The 19294-nt window shown below is 59.2% G+C and carries 20 protein-coding genes; 7 read left to right on the forward strand and 13 right to left on the reverse strand.

Annotation, left to right across the window (positions count from 1 at the left end; genetic code table 11):
* Positions 1–168: 168 nt before the first annotated feature.
* The 7 genes from ACZ6ZO_RS07425 to ACZ6ZO_RS07455 all read right to left on the reverse strand — a co-directional run bounded on the left by ACZ6ZO_RS07425 (position 169) and on the right by ACZ6ZO_RS07455 (position 8459).
* On the reverse strand, positions 169–1134 hold the full coding sequence (locus tag ACZ6ZO_RS07425; RefSeq protein ID WP_465291679.1) for a hypothetical protein: 966 nt from the start codon (positions 1132–1134) through the stop codon (positions 169–171).
* 123 nt (positions 1135–1257) lie between these two features.
* Complete coding sequence (locus ACZ6ZO_RS07430) at positions 1258–1881, reverse strand: LPXTG cell wall anchor domain-containing protein (protein WP_465291681.1); 624 nt, start codon at positions 1879–1881, stop codon at positions 1258–1260.
* A 470-nt stretch (positions 1882–2351) separates the two neighbouring features.
* Complete coding sequence (locus ACZ6ZO_RS07435; protein WP_465291683.1) at positions 2352–2957, reverse strand: LPXTG cell wall anchor domain-containing protein; 606 nt, start codon at positions 2955–2957, stop codon at positions 2352–2354.
* Positions 2958–3238: 281 nt separating this feature from the next.
* Positions 3239–4732, reverse strand: coding sequence for an Asp-tRNA(Asn)/Glu-tRNA(Gln) amidotransferase subunit GatB (gene gatB / locus ACZ6ZO_RS07440; protein ID WP_465291685.1), 1494 nt, complete (start codon positions 4730–4732; stop codon positions 3239–3241).
* 128 nt (positions 4733–4860) lie between these two features.
* On the reverse strand, positions 4861–5892 hold the full coding sequence (locus ACZ6ZO_RS07445; protein WP_182385936.1) for a 6-phosphofructokinase: 1032 nt from the start codon (positions 5890–5892) through the stop codon (positions 4861–4863).
* Between the two features lie 3 nt (positions 5893–5895).
* Entirely contained in the window at positions 5896–7263 is a 1368-nt protein-coding gene (locus ACZ6ZO_RS07450) for a DHA2 family efflux MFS transporter permease subunit (protein WP_465291687.1), read from the reverse strand.
* Positions 7260–8459: an MFS transporter gene (locus ACZ6ZO_RS07455; RefSeq protein WP_465291689.1), complete on the reverse strand. Its 1200-nt coding sequence runs from the start codon at positions 8457–8459 to the stop codon at positions 7260–7262. Before ACZ6ZO_RS07455 ends, ACZ6ZO_RS07450 begins: the two co-directional genes overlap by 4 nt.
* A gap of 22 nt (positions 8460–8481) precedes the next feature.
* On the opposite strand from ACZ6ZO_RS07455, the gene ACZ6ZO_RS07460 reads away from it, so the two are divergent.
* Complete coding sequence (locus ACZ6ZO_RS07460) at positions 8482–8799, forward strand: hypothetical protein (RefSeq protein ID WP_417925477.1); 318 nt, start codon at positions 8482–8484, stop codon at positions 8797–8799.
* Here ACZ6ZO_RS07460 and ACZ6ZO_RS07465 read toward each other — a convergent pair.
* The 5 genes from ACZ6ZO_RS07465 to gatC all read right to left on the reverse strand — a co-directional run bounded on the left by ACZ6ZO_RS07465 (position 8779) and on the right by gatC (position 13413).
* A complete protein-coding gene (locus tag ACZ6ZO_RS07465; protein WP_465291692.1) occupies positions 8779–9729 on the reverse strand; it encodes an ABC transporter substrate-binding protein in 951 nt (316 codons plus the stop codon). The two genes, ACZ6ZO_RS07460 and ACZ6ZO_RS07465, sit on opposite strands and share 21 nt — an antisense overlap.
* The gene (locus ACZ6ZO_RS07470) at positions 9726–10469 is read right to left on the reverse strand and encodes an ABC transporter ATP-binding protein (RefSeq protein ID WP_182385932.1); all 744 of its coding nucleotides are present in this window, start codon (positions 10467–10469) and stop codon (positions 9726–9728) included. The genes ACZ6ZO_RS07465 and ACZ6ZO_RS07470 overlap by 4 nt, the downstream gene beginning before the upstream one ends.
* Positions 10466–11503 carry a FecCD family ABC transporter permease gene (locus tag ACZ6ZO_RS07475; protein WP_465291694.1) on the reverse strand — a complete coding sequence of 346 codons (1038 nt, stop codon included), beginning with the start codon at positions 11501–11503 and terminating at the stop codon, positions 10466–10468. Before ACZ6ZO_RS07475 ends, ACZ6ZO_RS07470 begins: the two co-directional genes overlap by 4 nt.
* A gap of 121 nt (positions 11504–11624) precedes the next feature.
* Positions 11625–13115 (reverse strand): Asp-tRNA(Asn)/Glu-tRNA(Gln) amidotransferase subunit GatA, encoded by a 1491-nt coding sequence (gatA, locus tag ACZ6ZO_RS07480; protein WP_465291696.1) that lies wholly within the window; start codon positions 13113–13115, stop codon positions 11625–11627.
* 4 nt (positions 13116–13119) lie between these two features.
* Positions 13120–13413 carry an Asp-tRNA(Asn)/Glu-tRNA(Gln) amidotransferase subunit GatC gene (gatC, locus tag ACZ6ZO_RS07485; protein WP_465291698.1) on the reverse strand — a complete coding sequence of 98 codons (294 nt, stop codon included), beginning with the start codon at positions 13411–13413 and terminating at the stop codon, positions 13120–13122.
* A 203-nt stretch (positions 13414–13616) separates the two neighbouring features.
* Here gatC and ACZ6ZO_RS07490 point away from each other — a divergent pair, with 203 nt between their 5' ends.
* On the forward strand, positions 13617–14276 hold the full coding sequence (locus tag ACZ6ZO_RS07490; RefSeq protein WP_208767634.1) for an ACT domain-containing protein: 660 nt from the start codon (positions 13617–13619) through the stop codon (positions 14274–14276).
* Here ACZ6ZO_RS07490 and ligA read toward each other — a convergent pair.
* Complete coding sequence (gene ligA / locus ACZ6ZO_RS07495) at positions 14269–16278, reverse strand: NAD-dependent DNA ligase LigA (protein ID WP_465291700.1); 2010 nt, start codon at positions 16276–16278, stop codon at positions 14269–14271. The two genes, ACZ6ZO_RS07490 and ligA, sit on opposite strands and share 8 nt — an antisense overlap.
* 64 nt (positions 16279–16342) lie before the next feature.
* Between ligA and ACZ6ZO_RS07500 the strand changes: the two genes are divergently transcribed.
* From ACZ6ZO_RS07500 to ACZ6ZO_RS07520, 5 genes are all read left to right on the forward strand, one after another.
* Positions 16343–17014: a 3'-5' exonuclease gene (locus tag ACZ6ZO_RS07500; protein WP_182385927.1), complete on the forward strand. Its 672-nt coding sequence runs from the start codon at positions 16343–16345 to the stop codon at positions 17012–17014.
* 191 nt (positions 17015–17205) lie between these two features.
* Positions 17206–17802: a peroxiredoxin gene (locus ACZ6ZO_RS07505; protein ID WP_208767637.1), complete on the forward strand. Its 597-nt coding sequence runs from the start codon at positions 17206–17208 to the stop codon at positions 17800–17802.
* A gap of 71 nt (positions 17803–17873) precedes the next feature.
* Entirely contained in the window at positions 17874–18398 is a 525-nt protein-coding gene (gene ahpD / locus ACZ6ZO_RS07510; RefSeq protein WP_465291703.1) for an alkylhydroperoxidase, AhpD family, read from the forward strand.
* Between the two features lie 434 nt (positions 18399–18832).
* Positions 18833–19060, forward strand: coding sequence for a hypothetical protein (locus ACZ6ZO_RS07515; protein ID WP_182385924.1), 228 nt, complete (start codon positions 18833–18835; stop codon positions 19058–19060).
* 21 nt (positions 19061–19081) lie between these two features.
* Positions 19082–19288: a hypothetical protein gene (locus tag ACZ6ZO_RS07520; protein WP_182385923.1), complete on the forward strand. Its 207-nt coding sequence runs from the start codon at positions 19082–19084 to the stop codon at positions 19286–19288.
* The last annotated feature ends 6 nt before the right edge of the window (positions 19289–19294 follow it).

A 19294-nucleotide genomic window follows, 5' to 3' on the forward strand; every position in this document is an offset into this window, starting at 1 on the left:
CGACCATCATTCACCACTTAAGCCACTTTGGAAACTTAAACCTCATTAGTCACAAATTTCAGATTGGCATCATTCGCACCAAAGCCCAGGTGAATGCCATAAAAATAGAAAATCCACCCACCCTATTTCGGGGGTAGGTGGACGTTATAGAAGCGCGGAGGCCGAAAACTAAGCCGGCGGTGGCGGTGGCAGCAACGGCGGCAGCGGTGGAAGCGGCGGCAGTGGTGGCAACGGCGGCAGTTCAGGCGGTGGAGGCAGCACCGGCCCAGGTGGTGGCGGTGGTGCCGGTGGTTCAGGCGCCGGCGCTGGTGCAGGAGCAGGGGCCGGCGCTGGCGGTGGCGGTGGCGGTGGCGGAGCGAGCGGAGCACGTGGCGCCTCAGATGTCGACGTCGTGGTAGGAGTCGGAGAAGGCGAAGGCGACGGCGATGAAGTAGGAGTCGGCGACGAAGTTGGGGTTGTGCTTGGGGCGGCCGGGGTGGTCGTCGACAAGCGTGCTGCTTCCTCTCCCCCAGCCACACCAACGAACTGCCACCCGACGACGGCGTTGCGCACCGAATCGGCGAGCGGATTGGCGGGCTGGATACAGCTGATGGTCAGCAGGCGACCGGGAGTGGCGTCGGTCCCCCAGATTTCATCTTGGTTAACCAACGTGTCCTTGTTGGGCGAGTGGAAGTCGGTGGCGCGGTAGACCAACCACTTGTCGCCGGACTCCGCGGTGCGGATGTAAAGCTTGGCGCCTTCACTAATGGTGTGTCGGTCATCTTTCCCGTCGTACAGATCATTGAAGACAGCTGGGACACCTGCGCCGGTGTGGCCCGCGATCACGACGAGGTCCTTGGAGTTGGTTCCAGGCAATTCGTAAGGCTTGTCCGGCGCGGTGTAGACGCACGCGTTGCTCATGGACTTGGGGTCAATCGCCCCGTTCTTCACCCGGCAAGATTCTTCATCGAAATTACCGCGGATGTTCACATCCGGAATGACCAGTTCGATAGGAGCGCTCGGGTTGATCGTTGGGAAATCCTGGGTCTGCACTACCCCGGTGGCGACCTCGTCCGGGATTACCACTTCCTTGGAGCAGGCCGTCACCGTTACCGCGGACGCACCGAGTGCCACCGCCACGAGAGCTTTGCGCATTTCGCCACCTTACGTTGAGTCTTCTGACGGGATATTAGCACCGCTTAACGACGCCCCGGTGCACAAACACGAATCCCCGCTCCCAAACTTGGGAACGGGGACTACTAACCACCTAGAAGATTATTAGGCAGACTTGCGACGCAGGATGAAAGCAGCAGCGCCAGCAATGGTCAGTGCGAACATGATGGCAACAGGAGCCACAGAGTTAGCACCGGTCTGAGCGAGCATACCGCGCTTTGCAGGAGCCTGAGCAGCAGGAGCAGCAGGCTTCACGCCCTTCTCAGCACCTGGCTTAACACCCTTTTCTGGGCCCTTTGGAGCCTCAGGAGCAGGAGCAGGCTTCTCTGCTGGCTTCTCTGCAGGCTTCTCGGAGGAGCCGTTAGCGCCAGAAGACAGAGCAGCAGCACCAAGACCCAGAACAGCAGCAGCGCTCAGAGCAGGGCCGAGGCCGTAGCCAGCGTCAGAGTCTTCGTCCTCAGGAGCAAGGCCTACCTTTTCACAGCCAGAAACTTCGCGGGTGTTTGCTTCAAGAACCACCAAAAGGTCTTCAAAGAGCTTTTTCTTTTTCGCGTCGTCAGTTTCACCCTCGAGGCCCGCAAGCCCCAACGCCACATCGAGATCTCGACACTCTTCGGTGTAAGCCCCCACACCCGGTACGTAAATTTCAGCCTGTGCGACTGGAGCGGCACCGAGGGCCATGGCGCCAGCGAGTGCGATGGCGGAAGCAGACTTAGCAAAGCGCTTCATAGGATTGTCTCCTTTTGATCAACGGTGCCGACTTGTTTCAACACCTACGCACATAACTTAGACGCTTTTTGCGTGTACATCACTGTAATTTTCAGAACACTTGCAGCTGTCACCCCGAAGGTTCACGTTCCATCGAACTAACATGCAGGTAATCTGTAACTTTTTAGTTAAAATTCAGGATGGCAGCAAACCCCTAGCCTGGGGGTATTGTTATCACAATTAGGTACCGCTCATATCAATACACACGTCCCCTGAAACACGCCCGGCCACACACGGCACGCAATCAACAGTTATGTGCGCTTCTAAATATTCAGATTGTTCACCATTGCGGAATCCACTTTACCGGGAACTGCCTCCCCAATAGCCAGCTCGATAGCAATACTCGGGCCGGCCTTTAGACAGTCCCAATACAAACACGAGTCCCCGCTCCCAAACTTGGGAACGGGGACTACTAACCACCTAGAAGATTATTAGGCAGACTTGCGACGCAGGATGAAAGCAGCAGCGCCAGCAATGGTCAGTGCGAACATGATGGCAACAGGAGCCACAGAGTTAGCACCGGTCTGAGCGAGCATACCGCGCTTTGCAGGAGCCTGAGCAGCAGGAGCAGCAGGCTTCACGCCCTTCTCAGCACCTGGCTTAACACCCTTTTCTGGGCCCTTTGGAGCCTCAGGAGCAGGAGCAGGCTTCTCTGCTGGCTTCTCTGCAGGCTTCTCGGAGGAGCCGTTAGCGCCAGAAGACAGAGCAGCAGCACCAAGACCCAGAACAGCAGCAGCGCTCAGAGCAGGGCCAAGGCCAGCGGAAGAGCCATCATAGTCTGGATCGATTGGGGTTGGGCAGGTAACTTCGGTCGCCATACGTTCAACCAAGGCTTCACGAGTCTCTGGGTAACGGTCTTCCTTAGGAGTAGCGTTCCATACATTGACCGCATTGTGAATATCAATCGTAGCGGTGCACTCGCCCGGAATGTTCAAATCAGCAACATTTGCATTCTGGGCAGATGCGACTGGAGCGGCACCGAGGGCCATGGCGCCAGCGAGTGCGATGGCGGAAGCAGACTTAGCAAAGCGCTTCATAGGATTGTCTCCTTTTGATCAACGGTGCCGACTTGTTTCAACACCTATGCGCATAACTTAGTCGCTTTTTCATAAGGGCAAAACTGCAACTGTCAGAAGAATTGCACGAAATTCTTTAAAACTTTACGGCTGGCGTTATGAATGTGCAGGTTATCCACAACTTTTTAGTAAGGATACAAAACGATAACAATCCCCCGCTCCGGGAGGATTGTCATCAAATTTAGGTATCACTCACAGCGACACACGCGCCCCTTGAGTCAAACCAAGCCTCAAAGGACTAGTTATTGGCACTTCTGAGCAATCAGTTTGTTCACCGTTGCGGGATCCGCCTTGCCACGGGTCGCCTTCATCACCGCGCCCACGATTGCACCGGAGGCCTTCATGTTGCCACCCTTGATCTTCGCTACCACATCAGGGTTAGCAGCAAGCGCCTCATCCACAGCCTTTTCTACGGCGCCGTCATCCTGCATCACTTCCAGGCCACGGTTCTGCACGACCGCATCCACGTCGCCTTCACCGGCCAGCACACCGTCCACGGCCTGGCGGGCCAGCTTGTTGGTGAGCTTTCCTTCCTTAATAAGTGCCACCACGCGCGCTACCTGCGCCGGAGTGATCGGGAGCTGTTCCAGCTCCACATCGGATTCCTTGGCCTTCTGCGCCAGGTAAGACACCCACCAGGAACGGGCCTCGTCAGGGGTGGTGCCTTCCTCCACGGTCTGGATAATCAGCTCCAGCGCCCCGGCGTTGACCAGATCGCGCATTTCGGCGTCGGAAAGCTGCCATTCCTGCTGAATGCGGGCCTTGCGCACCCACGGTAGCTCTGGCAACGTCGCACGAATCTCCTCCACCCACTCGCGCGGCGCAATGACCGGCGGCAGGTCAGGATCGTTGAAGTAGCGGTAATCCTCCGCAGTCTCCTTCGGACGTCCCTTCGACGTGGAGCCGTCCGCCTCCTGGTAGTGGCGCGTCTCCTGGACGATCTCCTCACCGTTTTCAATCGCGGCAGCCTGGCGCATCATCTCATAGCGCACCGCCTGCTCAACCGACTTAAGGGAGTTAATGTTCTTCGTCTCCGTACGGGTGCCAAACTCAGTGGTACCCACCGGGCGCAGCGACACGTTAGAGTCCACACGCATCGACCCCTGATCCATGCGGGCATCGGACACGCCCAGGGCCTTCACCAGGTCACGCAGCGCAGAAACATACGCGCGGGCAACCTCAGGAGCACGCTCCCCCGCCCCCACGATCGGCTTCGTAACGATCTCAATCAGCGGCACACCAGCACGGTTCACATCAACCAGCGAGGACGTCGCACCGTGGATACGCCCCTCAGCGCCACCGAGGTGGGTGAGCTTCGCGGTGTCTTCCTCCATGTGCGCGCGCTCAATTTCCACGCGCCAGGTTTCCCCATCATCCAGGACAACATCCAGGTAGCCGTCATACGCGATCGGCTCATCATACTGGGAGATCTGGTAGTTCTTCGGCTGATCCGGGTAGAAGTAATTCTTGCGGGCGAACCGAGACGATTCAGCAATCTTGCAGTTCAGCGCCAGACCAATCTTGATCGCCCACTCCACGCCTTTTTCGTTGACCACCGGCAGCGCGCCCGGCAAGCCGAGGCTCACGGGATCGACGTTGCTATTTGGCTCAGCGCCAAAGTGCGCCGAGCTGGCCGAAAACATCTTGGTTTCGGTCGCCAACTCAACGTGCACTTCCATGCCCATCACCGGCTCGAATTTAGTGAGAACTTCGTCGTAATCCATGAGGTCAGTCATGGTTCACTAGTCTACTAACATGCGCCCGATAAGGTAGCTAACGGGGTTGCGCAACCCCCATCAAACGCCACTGTGCCCCAGGAGGCAGAACTTCCTGAGGCACAGCTTTTGAGTTACCAGCGGGCAGCTTAACCAAACAGCGCGCGAGCCGTCTCGTAACGGTTCAGCGGAACCTGCTTCAGCGTTCCGACTGCTTCCTGTAGGTCAATGAGCTCGATGTGCTCGCCATGCAGCGCCACACACTTGCCACGCTCACCACGGTGGGCCGCGCGGGCAGCCTGCACACCATAGCGGGTAGCCAGGACGCGGTCGAAGGCCGTTGGGGTACCGCCACGCTGAATGTGGCCGAGCACCGTGGTACGCACATCGTGGCCGAGTCGCTTGTGGATCTCATCCGCGATCACCTGGCCGATGCCGTTAAAGGTCTTGTGGCCGAACTCGTCCTCGCTGCCGAGGTTGAAGTCCATCGTGCCTTCCTCAGGCAGAGCGCCCTCAGCGACCACAATGATGCCGTACTTCTCGCCCATCTGGAAGCGGCGTTCCATCTGCTTGGCAATCGCCTCAATGTTGAATGGCACCTCTGGGATCACAATGTGGTGGGCGCCGCCAGCCATGCCGGCGTGCAGGGCGATCCAGCCGACGTGTCGTCCCATCACTTCCACGATCATCACGCGGTTGTGGGATTCAGCGGTGGTGTGCAGTCGGTCGATGGCGTCCGTGGCCACGGCCACGGCGGTGTCGAAACCGAAGGTGTAGTCGGTGCCATTGACGTCATTGTCAATAGTCTTTGGCACACCAATTACGGGAATACCGTTGTCGGACAGCCACTTAGCGCCCTTGAGAGTTCCTTCGCCGCCGATCGCGATGAGGGCATCCACGCCAGCGTCCTCCAGGTTTGCCTTAATGGTGTCCAACCCGGCCTTGAACTTGTCGGGGTGCAGGCGACCGGTGCCAAGAATCGTGCCGCCTTTGAGCAGGATCTTATCGATGTCGGCGTCGTCGTAAAGCTGCACGCGACGGTCCTCCATGAGACCCACCCAGCCATCTTCATAGCCGATCACATTGGAACCGAATTCGGAGGAAGAAGTACGGACGATGCCTCGGATCACGGCGTTGAGGCCTGGGCAGTCGCCACCGGAAGTTAGAGTCGCAATACGCATGCTTTACATAGTAGTGCCCTCGGCAGGTTTCGCTGCACTGAACTGCGATACGGCCACCAGACCCATCGTGAGCACCACCGCCGGAACGATCATCGCCAGCCCCATTGCGGTGGCCATACTGGTGTATTGCACCGCGATCTGCATCGCCCCGCCGATCGCCGCGGTCCCCACCACCGCCCCGGTCTGCCGACACGTGTTGTACACGCCGGACGCCGCGCCAAGGTGCTGCACGCTCAACGTACGCATGGTGGTGGCAGAGTTCGGGGACCACACAAACGCATTACCCAGGCCCAGCAGCGCAATGCCCGCGAGCATCCACTGCACCGGCACGCCGTCGCGCATCACCACCACGAGCACCAGCATCGCCACCACCATGAACCCGAACCCCATCATGGACAGCACCCGCGGATGCAGCCGATCCGCGAGCCGCCCAGCCACCGGAGCGAGCACACCGGAGATCACCGCCATCGGAATCATCATCATGCCGGCCTGCTCCGCGGACAACCCCTTGCCGTCCTGCAGAAACAACATAACCGGCAGCATCGTCCCGGCCACGGCAAACCCCATGGTGAAGATGGAAAATGACCCGAGCGAGAAATTCCGGTTCTGAAACAGCTCCAGCGGGATAAGGGGCGCAGCCACGCGCGACTGCAGCGCCACAAAAGCAGCGAGCATAACGACGCCCACTGCCAGCGCACCCCACACCACCCAGCTCCAGTTCTGGCTCGGCCCTTCCTGCAGGGAAAATACGATCGCGAACAGCGCAATACCGGACAGCAGCACACTCGGGGTGTCCACCTTGGACGCGGTGGCATGAAGATCAGGAACCCACGCGAGCACCAAGGAGATGCACAGGATCCCGATGGGCACGTTGATAAAGAAGATCCACTGCCAGCCCACCGAACCCACGAGCAGACCGCCTAGGACTGGGCCACACAGCGTGGCTAAACCAGCCGTTGCTCCCCACACGCCCATCGCGGCGCCGCGTTTCTCGCGCGGGAAGATGCGGTTGATGATCGCCATGGTCTGCGGCGTCAGCAGCGCCGCGCCGAGTCCCTGGGTGAGCCGGGCACAGATCAGCACCTCGATGGAAGGCGCTAGACCACAGGCGAGGGAGCTCAGCGTAAACACGGCCATGCCAATGATGTACATCCGCTTTTGCCCGAACCGGTCCCCCAGACGACCAGTGAACAGCAACGGCACCGCGCAGGCTAACAGATAAATCGAGCTCACCCATACCACCGCGTTGATGCTGGCCTCCAGTTCCTGCTGGAACTGTGGGGTTGCCACCGCCACGATGGTTTGATCCAGCAGAATCATGAAAAAGCCGGTGCACAGCGCGATGAGCGCTTTCCAAGGATTGCTAGTCACTCGACCAAACTAGCACTGCGATAGTGCGGGAGTACACGGGCGCCGCGCACAATAGCCCACACCGCCACCGGCAGCCACACCACCAGCAGCGCAACCGCCAGCCAATAAATCGAATAAAACTTTAGGGCCAGCGTCGCGAGCGACAGCCCGATCGGGGTGGCAAACAGATTAATCGCGGTAAAGAGCGAAAACGCCCGGCCCCGCATACTCTCCGGAGTTTCCTCCGTCACCACCAGCGTAACTATGGGCCCGGTCAGACCACTACCCAGTCCAGCAACGAACATCCCGAGGAACACGAGCCAGGTGGTGTCCAAAAACGCTGTACATCCAAAGGAAATTGCTAATAACGCGATCGCGATAATCCAGGCGCGGCGTCGGTAAGCAAGCCCCACCGCGGAGACCGCCATGCTGATCACAATCATGCCCACCGCGAACGACGACATCGACAGCCCCAGCAGCACCGGCCGTCCCAGGCTCTCAAACTGAGCCGGCAGCAACACCGTGAGCAGCGGTCCCACCAACATCCCGGACACCAAGGTCATCACTGCCAACATCCGCACCGGGGCGATCTGCAGCAGACTCCCCCACGCGCGCCAGCCCTTGAACACTTCCTCCTCCGCCACCGGTGCCTCGCCGCTGAGCCGCAGCAGCGCAGTGAGTACCGCGGCCAACAGCGAACACGCCGCCGTAATCCACAGCACCAACTCGATACTGAGCACCGACATCAACGCGCCCGCCAACGCCGGCCCCAACAGGAACGTGATCCCCACCAAGCTCTGATTAAAGCCACTGAGCCGAGAGACCGTAACCCCTGAGTCTTTCGCAATGTCGGTGATGAGCGCATTGCGCGCCGCCATCCCCGGAATATCCCCCACCGCGCCCACAATGCCCAGCGCAATAAACCACCACAAATTCAATCCAAAAACGTGGTCCACCACCACGACGCTGGCCACCGACGCCGAGGAAACCACATCGGAAACAACCGACATCCGTCTCCGCCCGACACTATCGATCAAGTGGCCGCCCACAATGGCAAACAGCAACGCGGGAACCGCAATCACCGTTGCCACCATTCCCGCCGCCGCGGGATCCCCCGTCCGGTTGAGCACCAGCCACGGCCACACGATCTGGACCACGGAATTACCCAACATCGACGCTCCCGCGGATGCGAGGTAAAGCCATACGTTCACTTTCATGAGCCAAGTATGCTTAAGAACTATGACTACCTTCAAGAAAGCAACCGAAGTAAACACCGCATCCGTTGTCGGCGTGGGTCTCATTGGTGGCTGGCTCACCGCCCGCGAAACCGGAATCCGTCCGCTAGGTGGCGTGGTCCTCGCAGCAGCTGGCATCTGGGCAGGGCGTTCCTGGCTGGCCAAGCGTGGCGCTGCAACAACTGCTGCGCTTACCGGTACCTACCTCGGCGCTTTTGGCGCCTCCCACCCTCTGGCAAAGAAAATCGGCGCCTGGCCAGCAGTGATCACGGTGACCACGGTGGCATCCGGCGCCGCTTGTTTACTCAGCGACCTTCGCTAATTCGGCGTGCAGCGCTTCCGCTGCATCAATGTTCAGTGGCCCCGAGGTCCACATCGCGTACGGCAGGTTGACGAAGCGTTCTTCCTTGACCGCTTTCAGATCCTTCGCAGCGGGGTGGGCCTTGAGCACGGCCACCTTCTCTTCATACTCCTGGCCCGGGTAATCGACGAAAGCGATTACGTCCGGCTGCTCAGTGATGAGCTTTTCCCAGCTCACGGTAGTCCACGTATCGTTGATGTCCTCGGCTGCGTTCACACCACCGGCGGCGTCGATGATGGCCTGCGGACCGCCGAACTTGCCGGACGTAAAGATGGTGTCGGTACCGGAGTCGAACACGAACACCTTCTTGCCACTCTTGTTGTTCGCCATTGCTTCCCGACGCTGCTTAATATCCGCAATCACGCGCTCTGCCTCGTCTGGGTCACCGGCAAGCTTGGCGATGTTTCGCAGATCCGTATCCACGGCCTCCCACGGATCCATCGTTCCGCGCTTGCCATCTGCCTGACGGCAAGACTCGCTGAGCACATAGGTATCTATGCCGTGCTCTTTCAGGGTTTCCGGCAGCACGTTCTTGTCCTCGCCCAGTCCGTAGTTCCAACCGGCGAAGTACAAATCAGGGGCCGCGGCGACGAGTTCCTCCAGGCTTGGGTACTTTTCGTTGACCTCATTGAGCTTGTTTACCCGGTCACCGTACTTTTCTGTCAGCACCTTCCGGTCACGAGCCAAGCTACTCACATTGACGATCTTGTCCCCAGCTCCCGCCGCCAACGCCGTCGCGATCAAGGAGCCATCGTTGACCCAGAGTTTTTCGGGGCGCTCATAGGTCACTGTCTCACCACAGTTGACCAGCTCAATTTCGCCCTTGGATTCCTCCGGGGCGCTGCAGCCAGCCAACGCCAACACCAAACAGGTTGCTAATACTTTTTTCATTCCTTCTCCTCAATAACCAAATGTGGACGTTCGAGCTGGGCTAAGCGCACCACCTGCGCTTGCACCCGGAACGCCTTCCTAATGTTCTCCGGCACCAACACCTCATCCGATGGGCCTGTCGCGAGCACAGTTCCCTCGTGCAGCACCACCACATCATCAAAATGGGCCAGCGCTAGATCCAAGTCATGCATAGTGGCGACCACAACCTTGTTCAGTCCCCGCAGAATCTCCAGGATCTCTAACTGATGCCGCACGTCTAGATGGTTCGTCGGCTCGTCCAGCAACACCACCGGGGTATCCTGCGCGATCATCCGCGCCACCAGCACCAACCGGCGCTGGCCGCCGGAAAGCTCATCGCAATAGCGATCCTTCAGGTGGGACAGCCCTACCTGAGCTAATGCTTCATCAACATTCCCGCCCTTCTCCCACGGGCGCATGTGTGGCAATCGGCCGAGCGCAACCACTTCATGCACCTTCAGGTCACCACCGAGGACCTCTTCCTGCCCTAGGAAAGCAAGCCGGGTGGCGCGCTCTCGGGGTTTCATCAGGTGCACGGGGTGGCCGTCGATAAGCACCTGCCCCGCGGCGGCCTTCCTAATCCCGGCGAGGGTCCGCAACAACGTCGACTTTCCAATGCCGTTCACCCCAACGATGGCGCAGGTGCGCGTAGTGGTGAAGGAAATATCGTGCAGGATCGTTGTTCCGCGAACCTCGCAGGAGATGCCTGAGACCTCAATCATGCTTGTCCCCCAAATCGGTAGGTGCCGCGCCCCATGATGAACAGGAAGAGCGGTGCGCCGATCAGGCCGGTGACCACACCCAGCGGGATCTCCTGCGGCGCCACCACCACGCGAGCGATAATATCAACCCACAACAGGAAAACGGCCCCCAACGTCATCGCAACGGGAATCACTCGCCGGTGGATACTGCCGACCAACATCCTGGCCAAGTGCGGGATAATCAAACCAACAAAGCCAATTCCGCCGGCCACCGCAACCATAATCCCCACCAACGCGGCCTGCGCCAGGAAAAGCACGTTGCGTAGCAACTCCACCCGCACACCCAGGGACGCGGCCGTATCGGGCCCGGCAACCATCGCGTCCAAGGGGCGCGAGATCACTACCGCCAAGATCGACCCGGCGATGATCATCACCAAAGGCAAGAGCAACTTGTTCCACTGCGCCCCGGAAACGGACCCCAGCATCCAGAACATCACCGACTGCGCGGCACGGGCGTCGCTGGATTTGAACACCAGAAAACTTGCCGTCGCGGAAAACGCCGATGAGAGCACGACGCCCGCCAAGATCAGCCGCAGCGGAGTCAGCCCACCCTGAATCATCGCGACGAAAAACACGCAGGCGGTGGCCACCACCGCGCCGAGCAGCGCGCCAATAGCGAGGGCGTAGATTCCCGAAAACACACCGAAAGTGATCACGGCGGTGGCACCAACGCTCGCACCGCTTGATACGCCCAGCAAATAAGGGTCCGCCAGCGGGTTGCGAACCAGGGTCTGCATCAACACGCCCGCCAGCGCTAAGCCAGCGCCGACGATCAGGGCTAGCAGCCCGCGGGGCGCCCGGAGCTGCCAGACCACCGCGTCTACAGAAGGATCGTTCACAGGGCTACCGGTGAGACGATTGCGCAGTACCTCAATCACATCAGCCGGCGCGTAGTGCACGCTCCCGAGCGTGAGGGAAAAAACGAAGGTCACCACGGCCAGCAAAGTTAAGCTAGACACAATTGCTTTTACCGGCACACAACTCTCCCGCAACATCCACTCAGCGAACAATAAACGTAGTTCTTAATCTATCAGCCTTAGTGAAGCCCATGTTTATTAGGGAGCGTGTTAATGAAAAAAGACGCCCCGTAGGACGCCTTAAATTCACAACCGGATGTTACTTCCTGCCAGCCTCAAAAGCTGCGCCGACGCGGTACAGCCGGTCGTCAGCAAATGCCGGGGCCATGATCTGCAGACCTACCGGCAGCCCAGTGTCGGACGCCAAGCCAGCTGGCAGGGACATGCCACACAGGCCAGCAAGGTTCAGCGGCAGGGTGCACAGGTCAAAGTTGTACATCGCCATCGGGTCAGAAACCTTCTCGCCCAGCTTGAACGCGGTGGTCGGGGTGGTCGGAGCCACCAGCACATCGCATTGCTCGTAGGCCTTGGCAAAGTCCTGTGCGATGAGGGTACGCACACGCTGCGCTTGCAGGTAGTAGGCGTCGTAGTATCCCACGGACAGGGCGTAGGTGCCGAGGATGATGCGGCGCTTGACCTCAGGTCCGAAGCCTTCCGCGCGTGACAGTGCCATGACTTCGTCGGCGGAACGGGTGCCGTCATCGCCAACACGCAGGCCGTAACGCATGCCGTCGAAGCGAGCCAGGTTGGAGGAGACTTCACACGGCAGGATCAGGTAGTAGGCTGCGAGGGCGTCGTCGAAGTGCGGGCAATCGACCTCAACGACCTCTGCACCTTGCTCTTTCAGCTGCGCAACAGCTGCGTGGAACGCCTCCAGAACGCCAGGCTGCCAACCTTCGCGGTCAAACTGCTTAACGACGCCCACGCGCACACCCGTGAGGTCACCCTTTGCGCCCTCACGGGCTGCGGCAACGACGGGGGCCACCGGGCGATCCACGGAGGTGGCGTCGAACTTATCGTGACCGGCGATGACCTCGTGCAGCAGTGCGGTATCCAGCACGGTGCGCGCGGTAGGGCCGGCCTGGTCCAGCGAGGAGGCACAAGCGATCAGTCCATAACGGGACACCGTACCGTAAGTCGGCTTCACACCCACGGTATTTGTCAGCGCTGCCGGCTGACGGATAGAGCCACCGGTGTCGGTACCGATCGCCAGTGGGGCTTCACCGGAGGCCAGTGCAGCGGAGGAACCACCACCGGAGCCACCTGGGGTGCGCTCCAGATCCCACGGGTTCTTGGTCGGCCCGTAGGCAGAGTTTTCCGTGGAGGAACCCATGGCGAACTCATCCATGTTCGTCTTACCCAGAATTGGGATGCCCGCTTCGCGGATCTTGCGGGTCACGGTCGCGTCGTACGGCGACATGTACCCTTCGAGGATCTTGGAGGCCGCGGTGGTAGGCGCATCCGTGGTGGTCAGGACGTCCTTGAGAGCCAGTGGCACACCGGCCAGTGGAGATGCGACGGTGCCCGCAGCGATCTGCTCGTCCACGTCCTTCGCGGCTGCCAGCGCGGCCTCCGCGCCCACGTGCAGGAACGCGTGCAGCTCGTCGTCGATGTCAGCAATACGATCCAGGTGCGCCTGGGTGACTTCCACGGAAGATACTTCCCGGGAGTGAATCTTCTCAGCCAACGCAGCCGCGGTCATGGCGGTGAGTTCAGAAGAGCCTTCGGCTCCGACGAGGTACTTGTTCATCTCTTTACTCCCCCAAGATCTGCGGTACCACGAAGCGCTGCTCGGCAGCCTCCGGTGCCTGGTCGAGTGCTTGCTGCGCCGTCAGAGTCTTTTCCACAACATCGGTACGCATAGTGGTTTCAATATCGTGTGGGTGGCTCATGGGCTTCACACCGTCCGCGGCTACTTTACCCACAGCACTCACGTTGGCGATGATGCTGTCGATCTGCTCTGCATAGATGTCAAGTTCTTCATCGCTGAGGGCAAGCCTAGATAGTTTAGCCAGGTGAGCGACCTCTTCGCGCGAAATTTCAGGCACGAGCGCAACTCCATTCTTGTATCGCTAAAACGTTGCTACAAACGCTACCTGGAAAGTTTAGCGGAACCACTTCCTATGAGGGCGCAGCGGGGGTTTACTCGCCATAATCAAACATTGATAAGAATTATGGAACTTTTCTTCCGTAACGAGCGTTATATTTTAAAAGAGACCTGTTCCACCCACACGAAAGGCGGATTGTACAGATGTCATATCTCATCCGTGTCATGATTCCCGACGCCCCCGGCAGCCTCGGCAAGCTTGCCGACGCGATGGGCTCTGTCAACGGGAATATCGAATCCGTAGATGTGGTGGAAAAGAGCACGAACGGACAGGTCACTGACGATATCGTGGTCACCCTCCCTCAGGGCACCCCACCCGACACGATCATTTCGGCAGCTCAGGCCATCCCTGGCGTGGAGGTGGACTCCATCCGCCCATTTTCTGGCCGTGTGGATAGGCGCGGTCAGATTGAAATGCTCGCCGCGGTAGCCACGAACCACCGCCAGCGAGACAAGGCAATGACGGACTTCGTGGGTGTACTGCCCAGGACGATGACCTCCGGCTGGGCGATCGTGCTGGACAACGCCGGCGTCATGACCCGCGTCGCCGCCTCCCCCGCCGCCCCGGAGGACGACGGCACGAACCCGCCGCATGCCGATGTAGAAAGCGCCCGCATCCTGCGGGAGGACGAAGATTGGGTTCCTGCATCGTGGCGCCTTCTCGACGCCTCCCTCTGCGCCGCCCCAATTGGTGCCACGGGCCTCATGCTGGTGGTCGGCAGGCCTGGCGGTCCGGACTTCCTGGCCACAGAGGTCGATCACATCGGCTCCCTCTGTGACATTGTCGGATCGATCCTTAGTTAAGCAGCGCCACGAATTCTGCTTCGCTGAGCACGGGAACGCCCAGTTCCCGTGCTTTTGTTTCTTTAGACCCGGCATTCTCACCGGCCACGACGTAGGACGTTTTCTTCGACACGGACCCTGCGGCTTTGCCGCCGCGAGAGACGATTGCTTCCTTGGCTTCGTCGCGGGTGAAACCTTCCAGTGTTCCAGTGACCACGATAGTGAGGTCGGCGAGGGTTTGTTCCGGCAGGTCAGTAGCGTCCTCTTCCATGGTGACGCCGGCTGCGGCCCACTGCTCCACGATGTTGGTGTGCCAATCCACCGCGAACCAATCATTGAAGGACTGGGCGATGGTCAAACCAACGCCTTCGGTGGTAGCGAGATCCTCCACACTCGATTCCCGCAGCGCCGTCATCGACCGATACTTGGTGGCCAGGGCGCGAGCGGCGGTGGGGCCCACGTGTCGGATAGACAGCGCGACGAGGACGCGCCACAGGTCAGTTGCTTTGACCTCGGCAAGGTTTTTCAGCAGCTTCTTTCCTGAAGCGTTAACGGTGCCTTTCTTTGTCACGTACACCGAGGTCCGAGAAAGGTCCTCTTCGGTGAGATTGAACAGCTCTGCTTCGTCGTGAAGCACGCCGGAGCGGATGAGGTCGTGCGCACCTTTTTCGCCGAGCGCCTCGATGTCGAACGCGCCACGCCCCGCGAGGTACGTCAGCCGCGCCCCGAGCTGGCCGGGGCAGGATTGCGTGTTCGGGCAGCGCCAGTCCGCGTCGCCTTCCTTGCTGGGGGCGAGGGTAGCGCCGCATTCGGGGCAGGTCTTAGGGAAAACCCACTCCACTTCGCTGCCGTCTCGCTTCTCTACGATCGGCCCGAGCACCTCGGGGATGATCTCGCCGGCCTTTCGAATCACCACGGTATCGCCGATGAGCACGCCTTTTCGTTTCACTTCGCTCGGGTTGTGCAACGTGGCCATGGAAACGGTGGAACCAGCCACAAAAACTGGCTCCATCACGGCGAATGGGGTCACGCGCCCGGTGCGTCCGACGCCCACCTGAATATCAAGGAGCGTGGTGGTCACTTCTTCCGGCGGGTACTTGTAGGCGATGGCCCAACGGGGCGCGCGGGCTGTCGCGCCGAGGGCACGCTGCGTGGCGATGTCATCGACCTTGACCACTAGCCCGTCCATTTCGTGGATCGCGTCGTGCCGGTGGTCCTCCCAGTACTTCACCTTTTCCACCACTTCCGCCGCGGTGTTGACTGCTTCGGTGTATTCCGAGGTGGGCAGCCCCCAGGCCTTCATCGCCTGGTAGGCATCAAACTGGCTGGTGGGAGTGAAGCCTTCCAGGGCGCCAATGCCGTGGCAGATCATGCGGAGCTTGCGCTTTTTCACATCCGCCGGGTTTTTCTGCCGCAACGATCCGGCGGCGGCGTTGCGTGGGTTGGCGAACGGCTTGCCACCTTCCTCCATGCGCAGGGCGTTGACCTCGGTGAAGTCTTCTAGGGCGATGAACACCTCGCCACGCACTTCGAGGACTTCGGGGATGGGGTATTCGTCGGTGTGGTTAAGTTTTTCCGGGATGTCGCTGATGACGCGGGCGTTTTCGGTCACGTCCTCCCCTACCCGCCCGTCGCCGCGGGTGGCGGCGCGCTCAAAGACGCCGCGTCGGTAAATCAGGTCGATGGACAGGCCATCGATTTTCAACTCGGTGAGGTAGCGCTGCGCTGGGGTGCGCGCGAGCCAGTCCCGCAGCTCGGCTTCATCAAAGACGTTATCCAAGCTCATCATGCGTTCGAGGTGCTCAACGTTGGCAAAGCTGGAGCTGACGGGCGCGCCGACTTCCATCGTCGGCGAATCTGGAACGGCGAGTTCCGGGTGTTCTTTTTCCAGGGCTTGGAGTTGTTGGAAAAGCTTATCGAAGTCCGCGTCGGGAATTTCCGGGGTGCCGTTGTAGTAGAGGTCGCGATGCCGGCGTACTTCTTCCGCCAGTTCATCCCATTGTTTGCGCAGCTGTGTGTTCACGGGTTCCGATTCTACTTACCTAGCGGGGGCACCCGTGTCCGACGGTCGGTCTAGAGTTTTGGGCATGAACACTTTTAGTCCACAGCAGATGCTTTCCTTCGATTTGGAAACCACGTCCCCCAACCCATTTGAGGCACGCATTGTCACGTCCGCACTGGTACGCATTTCGGGCCGCGAGGTGTCCTCACAGGAGATGCTCGCGGACCCTGGGGTGGAGATCCCCGAGGGCGCACAGCAGGTGCACGGCATTTCCACGGAGTACGCTCGCGAGCACGGTCGTCCACATGACGAGGTCCTGGATGAGACCATCGCTGCGATTGAGAAAGGCTGGGCTGACGGCCTGACATTGATTGTTTTTAACGCCCCTTACGATCTCACCGTGCTCGGCCAGTTGCGCCCGGGGTTCGCGGTGACCGGCCCGGTCTTCGACCCCTTTGTGATTGATAAGGCGAAGGACCCCTACCGCAAGGGAAAGCGCACCTTGAGCGATTTGTGCGCGCTTTACGACGTCAAGTTGGACAATGCTCACGAAGCCACCTCGGATGCGTTGGCTGCGGCCCGAATCGCCTGGAAGCAGGCCAGGCAGTGGCCTGACCTGGTACAGAAACCGCTTGACGAGCTCATGGAGTATCAGGCCGTGAGCTACTACAAGTCGCAGCAGAGTTTTAAGCGCTACTTGGAAGGCAAGGGGTCGGACTCAGGTCAGGTCAACGTGTCCTGGCCTATGCAAAGCTAATTACCCACTTTGCAATAAATAGCTTTCAACTAACCTTGCAGGTCACCGCACAGCATAGGTTTTCCCTATGTAAGTTTAATACACCCTAAGATTTAATCTCTTGCCGGATGGTCGAAACCTAGGCATAATTGCTTTCAGACCCGAACAATTCGGATCAGAGAAACACACACTTCAACTACAGGAGGATTCACATGGCTCTTTTGACCATCGGCGACAAGTTCCCAGAGTTCAACCTCACCGCACTTAAGGGCGGCGACCTGCACGAGGTTAACGCTTCCCAGCCTGAGGATTACTTCGAAGAGGTTTCCCTGGACAAGTACGAGGGCAAGTGGAAGGTTATCTTCTTCTACCCGAAGGACTTCACCTTCGTGTGCCCTACCGAGATCGCTGCCTTCGGCAAGCTGGATGAAGAATTCCAGGACCGCGACACCCAGATCCTCGGTGGTTCCATCGACAACGAGTTCGCTCACTTCAACTGGCGCGCTACCCACCCAGAGCTCAAGACCGTTCCATTCCCACTGTTCTCCGACATCAAGCACGAGCTGATCCAGGAGCTCGGTGTTGAGAACGCAGCTGGTGTTGCAGACCGCGCTACCTACATCGTTGACCCAGACGGCATCATCCAGTTCGTCTCCGTCACCCCAGACGCTGTTGGCCGCAACGTGGACGAAGTCCTCCGCGTCCTCGACGCCCTCCAGTCCGAAGAGGTCTGCGCTTGCAACTGGCAAAAGAACGACCCAACCAAGAACATCGACAAGTTCGCTGAGGTTCAGGAAGCCCTGAAGTAAGGTTTCCCCCGCCCCGCCGGACTACTTCCTGCGGGGCACCTTTTTACCCAAAACTAGTTTAAGGATGAAATATGTCTATCGATAACCTGAAGAACGCACTGCCTGAGTACGCCAAGGACCAGAAGCTGAACATCGGCTCCCTTACCCGCTCTACCGAACTGAACGAGGAGCAGCTCTGGGGCGCTCTCGTCGCAGCCGCCGCTGCGACCAAGAACGAGACCGTGATCTCCGAGATCGTCGACGAGGCCAAGAGCCACCTCTCCGAAGCAGCCCTCGAAGCAGCCTTCGGCGCAGCCACCGTGATGGCTATGAACAACGTTGCGTACCGCTCCCGCCACATGCTTGGCGATGACTACGCGAACGTCAAGATGGGCCTGCGCATGAACATCATCTCCAACCCAGGCGTGGAGAAGGTCAACTTCGAGCTGTGGTCCATCACCGTTTCCGCAATGAACAACTGCGAATACTGCCTCGGCGCCCACGCTGAGACCGTGAAGGCTGAGGGCCTGACCAAGGAGCAGATCTGGGAGGCCGTGAAGGTCGGCGCCGTAGTCAACGCTGTGGCACAGGCTGTCCAGATCCAGGACGCCCGCTAAACAGCTTCTTTAACCCCACCGTTCTGTTACAGGACGGTGGGGTTTATGCATGTAACGGCACTGTTAGATGATCCGTCCAATGATGTATTGACCATCAGTCGAGAGAGGGTTCCCGGTCTTCCACCTCTGGATGGAAGTGAACAATACCCAGTAGGTAGAGGGTCGTTGGTAGAGAATTCGAGAAAAAGTAGCTTTCACAGGGGGCTAAGGTCGTTTTCTACTCGAACTCTCTACCAACGATTCTCTACCAACCGCTGTGAATAGCGCTCGGCGTGCCCGTTAACCTCACACCACCACAACAACCTCACACCTAGCCACCCAAAAGATATGCTCATTTGTTAAGCTTCAACAGTCGTAAGTTTCTCATCCTGATTCCACTTTTCGTGCTTACTTCCTGCACCAATTCAGAGCCTGTACCTCAGAAGACCGTAGAGGTGACAATCACCGAGGAAGAAACGGTTGCTGAGGTATCAGAGGCAAGGTCAGAACAGGCCCCGCCACCACCGGCACCAGCGCCAAGCCTGGAGCGGCCTGTCAGCCAGCATACAATCAACGCTGGTCAAGTCGGTGGCGTCTGCGGCTACACCGTGTTTGGCGATGAAATTCGCGCCTACCCAGATACTTCGTGTGAGTTCGCTGCCGCCATTTTTGACGTGGCCTAGTATGCCCAGTACAACGACTCCATGAAGAATGACTGGACGCTTCCTCGAACTGTCGAGACTCTGCAGGTTTCCAGCCCGGTCACGGGCGAGGTGTATCCCATTGACTGCTCCGTCGGTTCCGACGGCAAAGCCCTCATTTGTTCGGACAAGCGCGCCGTAAACAGGGTCGGCGCCACGTACGATTCTGGCCGAAATGACTATTGGCGGGGTCGCATCTCAATCAGCTAGCACTCC

The sequence above is a fragment of the Corynebacterium sp. NPDC104732 genome (assembly GCF_055583565.1).

Coding starts and splice junctions, on each gene's coding strand:
- ACZ6ZO_RS07445 (WP_182385936.1), bottom strand. CDS start 5,892: ATGCGTATTGCGACTCTAACTTCCGGTGGCGACTGCCCAGGCCTCAAC.
- ACZ6ZO_RS07475 (WP_465291694.1), bottom strand. CDS start 11,503: ATGTTGCGGGAGAGTTGTGTGCCGGTAAAAGCAATTGTGTCTAGCTTA.
- ACZ6ZO_RS07465 (WP_465291692.1), bottom strand. CDS start 9,729: ATGAAAAAAGTATTAGCAACCTGTTTGGTGTTGGCGTTGGCTGGCTGC.
- ACZ6ZO_RS07520 (WP_182385923.1), top strand. CDS start 19,082: ATGAAGAATGACTGGACGCTTCCTCGAACTGTCGAGACTCTGCAGGTT.
- ACZ6ZO_RS07455 (WP_465291689.1), bottom strand. CDS start 8,459: ATGAAAGTGAACGTATGGCTTTACCTCGCATCCGCGGGAGCGTCGATG.
- ACZ6ZO_RS07490 (WP_208767634.1), top strand. CDS start 13,617: ATGTCATATCTCATCCGTGTCATGATTCCCGACGCCCCCGGCAGCCTC.
- ACZ6ZO_RS07460 (WP_417925477.1), top strand. CDS start 8,482: ATGACTACCTTCAAGAAAGCAACCGAAGTAAACACCGCATCCGTTGTC.
- ACZ6ZO_RS07430 (WP_465291681.1), bottom strand. CDS start 1,881: ATGAAGCGCTTTGCTAAGTCTGCTTCCGCCATCGCACTCGCTGGCGCC.
- ACZ6ZO_RS07425 (WP_465291679.1), bottom strand. CDS start 1,134: ATGCGCAAAGCTCTCGTGGCGGTGGCACTCGGTGCGTCCGCGGTAACG.
- gatA (WP_465291696.1), bottom strand. CDS start 13,115: ATGAACAAGTACCTCGTCGGAGCCGAAGGCTCTTCTGAACTCACCGCC.
- ACZ6ZO_RS07505 (WP_208767637.1), top strand. CDS start 17,206: ATGGCTCTTTTGACCATCGGCGACAAGTTCCCAGAGTTCAACCTCACC.
- gatB (WP_465291685.1), bottom strand. CDS start 4,732: ATGACTGACCTCATGGATTACGACGAAGTTCTCACTAAATTCGAGCCG.
- ACZ6ZO_RS07470 (WP_182385932.1), bottom strand. CDS start 10,469: ATGATTGAGGTCTCAGGCATCTCCTGCGAGGTTCGCGGAACAACGATC.
- ahpD (WP_465291703.1), top strand. CDS start 17,874: ATGTCTATCGATAACCTGAAGAACGCACTGCCTGAGTACGCCAAGGAC.
- ACZ6ZO_RS07500 (WP_182385927.1), top strand. CDS start 16,343: ATGAACACTTTTAGTCCACAGCAGATGCTTTCCTTCGATTTGGAAACC.
- ACZ6ZO_RS07435 (WP_465291683.1), bottom strand. CDS start 2,957: ATGAAGCGCTTTGCTAAGTCTGCTTCCGCCATCGCACTCGCTGGCGCC.